The 2,688-nt window shown below is 44.9% G+C and carries 4 protein-coding genes; all 4 read right to left on the bottom strand.

Going from position 1 to position 2,688, the window contains the following annotated elements; genetic code table 11:
• Positions 1-697: 697 nt before the first annotated feature.
• On the bottom strand, positions 698-1,237 hold the full coding sequence (locus tag J2Z18_RS30200; RefSeq protein WP_210095789.1) for a MerR family transcriptional regulator: 540 nt from the start codon (positions 1,235-1,237) through the stop codon (positions 698-700).
• Between the two features lie 8 nt (positions 1,238-1,245).
• Positions 1,246-1,443 carry a hypothetical protein gene (locus tag J2Z18_RS30205; RefSeq protein ID WP_210095790.1) on the bottom strand — a complete coding sequence of 66 codons (198 nt, stop codon included), beginning with the start codon at positions 1,441-1,443 and terminating at the stop codon, positions 1,246-1,248.
• A 254-nt stretch (positions 1,444-1,697) separates the two neighbouring features.
• Positions 1,698-1,883 (bottom strand): hypothetical protein, encoded by a 186-nt coding sequence (locus J2Z18_RS30210; protein WP_210095791.1) that lies wholly within the window; start codon positions 1,881-1,883, stop codon positions 1,698-1,700.
• A 369-nt stretch (positions 1,884-2,252) separates the two neighbouring features.
• Positions 2,253-2,597, bottom strand: a complete 345-nt coding sequence (locus tag J2Z18_RS30215; protein ID WP_210095792.1) for a hypothetical protein — start codon at positions 2,595-2,597, stop codon at positions 2,253-2,255.
• Positions 2,598-2,688 lie beyond the last annotated feature (91 nt).

Raw genomic sequence — 2,688 nt, forward strand, 5'->3', positions numbered from 1 at the left:
CCATTGCGATTCCCCTCCCAAACGCGAAAAAGCGTAGTGTTAGCAGAAGCCACACACTACGCCCCGTATTTTGGGAACACTAAAAAATTATGCGCTTGAACAAAGCTAATTAATTGAATTACAATTAGCAATGTTCAACTCACTTTTTAGTGATGCGTGCAAGTGTTGGCTTGCATGTACCGAACAGGAGCGTTGGCGCGCTTCTATTCGGGTTGAATATTTTTTTCGTTCTTTCTCGTATGACAATAGGATATAGTAACCATTTTCGCCAAGTCAAGAACTATTTTTCGTGCATTTTTTACCCCAAAGACACGAACATAATTTCTCAATGCTTTTATATTATAAAAAAAGAGGTCGATTGTTGTCTATCCTTTTTCTGGGTTTTGCTCCCTCTTTTTTTTCAAATATTGGATCACTGCCTGTTCGATATGCTCGTTTGGACTCCCTAACTCTCTCAGCTCGTCAATTATCCATTTCGGCAGCCTGATCCCGATAGTCTCTTTCTTTAAATGTTCTGGCAGCCGATGTCTTGGGATAAAAAATCACCTTCTCTCTACCCTTCTAACCATACAAAAAAGAGCCCTCTTTGTATAGACGGCCCCTTGCCCGCATCTTCCATATTCTAGTTAATTATGTGCACCCTTTTTCTACTGCGTAGCAGTATATATTTATATTTCGGCGGCAGGATGAAAATCACTTACATCAAACGCTCCTGTTTCTCCTTCCAAACCTGCTCCGGATCGGGCTCGCCTATCATCGGATCGCGCTTGTCCCAAAACTTCCACCACTTACGGCGATTATTCTCGATCATCATTTTTTTCGTATTTAAAACTTCCCTTAATATCACGGATATATTGTTATTCTGCTCGTCCAGGCGCTTATTAAGGCGTTCATTCTGCTCTCTCAGGGATTCAATCACGCCCATCATTTCAGTGTAGCGCTCCTCGTAGCGTTCCATCAGGGCCGTTTGTTGCTGAACGACCGCAGGCGCTACAGTTGCGGACGCTCCGATATGCCTTGATGCTACAACCTTTGCGCTGTTCTCTACCGTCATACCGCTACGTTCACATAGCACCTGTAACTCCCTGAACACCGTAGCGTCTACCTCGCTGTATGTCCGGTGTCCGCTATCGCTACGACTTATGATATACCCAGCATCCTCTAAAGCCGCCGCATACTTCCGAACCGTAACGGGTTTAATCCCTAAAATCTCCGCTATTTCCTTGCTTCCGTACATGTTCTATATCACCACCTAATTCGTATTATGGCATTGCTCATATCCGCTATGGACAAGCTGTCTATATCTTCTAATGATAAGTTGCCCCATACCCCAGCGTCAACATAGTCCGCGAAGCATTCCCGCAGGGCTTCCGGTGTCGGCTCATCATACAAATATCCGGCCGCATCGAGCGCGCGCCGGATTTGTGATCGTTCATCAAACATCTGGTCAAAACCCCTTTTACATTTTTTCTTTAATCAATGGATGTAAGCAAATCACCGCTACAATAGCCACAATAATCAAGATAAGTAGGTCGAACTCTTTCACCCTAACCTCTCCATTCAGCCGGACATATGTCTAAAATCCGGGATTTTGTGAAATAGTCCGGCGCTCCGATCTCGATTTTGAGTCATTTTCGACCGTGAGCGCCGATTTTGCTTCCGTGGAACATTCGATTTTTGGCCCTAAATTCGATAGATTACGATCTCCCAATTTCTTTGAATTGCTCCCGTTTTCTATTCGATTCATTTAGCAAAGTTCCGTCTGAAAATCCGACCATGTAGCCCAGGGCAATCAACTTTTTTTCCTCCTGGGTGTGATCCAGGCGGCAAACCAAGTCCAGGGCGTTGCTCTTTGCGTATTCTAGAAGCTTTTCAATGTCCATTTGATACCTTCTTTCTGCATTTTGTATAGGCTGGGTGAGTGGCCGGACCGGATCGGGGGTGTTCTTGTATACGGAAACCTGGATCCGGATTCAATTTTTGTATACAAGGACAGCGCCGATCCGGTCCGGCCGCTCGCGCAGCTGCCCCCGTAATGTATACAAATCCTTATTTTGATACAGTTATTCCCATTCTGTATTGCACATCTCGCAATCGTCTCTTAAGTAACCATGTATGCAGTGATCCGGTTCAATCCGATCTCGCCGTCTTCTCCATGCTTCTATGCAATCATCACACAGTCTTAAATGGGGTTCTGTAAGAGATATAAGCTCTGAACCACATTCAACGCAAAGGCTATCTTTCTTAAACATTTATTTCCCCTCCATCTTCAATTTGCGGTATGTCTCGAACGCCAGCATAGGCATCTGCATTGATCCTTGATAGCAATCGGCCAAGAACTCAAATACCGCGCCCTCGGTCCGCAAACCTAGCTCCTGCTGAATTTCCTTGAAACGAATCTTTGAATCCTTGCCCAAGTCCACCATATGTTGCTCCTGATACGCCTTCAGATCGTTTTTTTCTTTCTCGCTCCGGTGATAGTACGCCAAAAGCTTTTGAATTACTTCATATTGGGTCTTTACCCGCAGCCTGTCCGACATTTCATTTAGTTCATCCCGTAGTTCCGTAGGAACCTGGATAGGTGTCCGTGAACTCATATGTATACATTCTCCTTCCGGATCGGCGCAGCTGCAGCGTGTTTTTGTATACACTTGGAGCTGCTACCTGGTTTATTTTGTATACAAAACC

The organism is Paenibacillus lactis, from assembly GCF_017873605.1.
Lineage (GTDB): Bacteria > Bacillota > Bacilli > Paenibacillales > Paenibacillaceae > Paenibacillus_AQ > Paenibacillus_AQ lactis.

Excerpts from the sequence above, each read along its gene's own strand:
- J2Z18_RS30200 (WP_210095789.1), bottom strand. The coding sequence starts at position 1,237 with ATGTACGGAAGCAAGGAAATAGCGGAGATTTTAGGGATTAAACCCGTT.
- J2Z18_RS30205 (WP_210095790.1), bottom strand. The coding sequence starts at position 1,443 with ATGTTTGATGAACGATCACAAATCCGGCGCGCGCTCGATGCGGCCGGA.
- J2Z18_RS30210 (WP_210095791.1), bottom strand. The coding sequence starts at position 1,883 with ATGGACATTGAAAAGCTTCTAGAATACGCAAAGAGCAACGCCCTGGAC.
- J2Z18_RS30215 (WP_210095792.1), bottom strand. The coding sequence starts at position 2,597 with ATGAGTTCACGGACACCTATCCAGGTTCCTACGGAACTACGGGATGAA.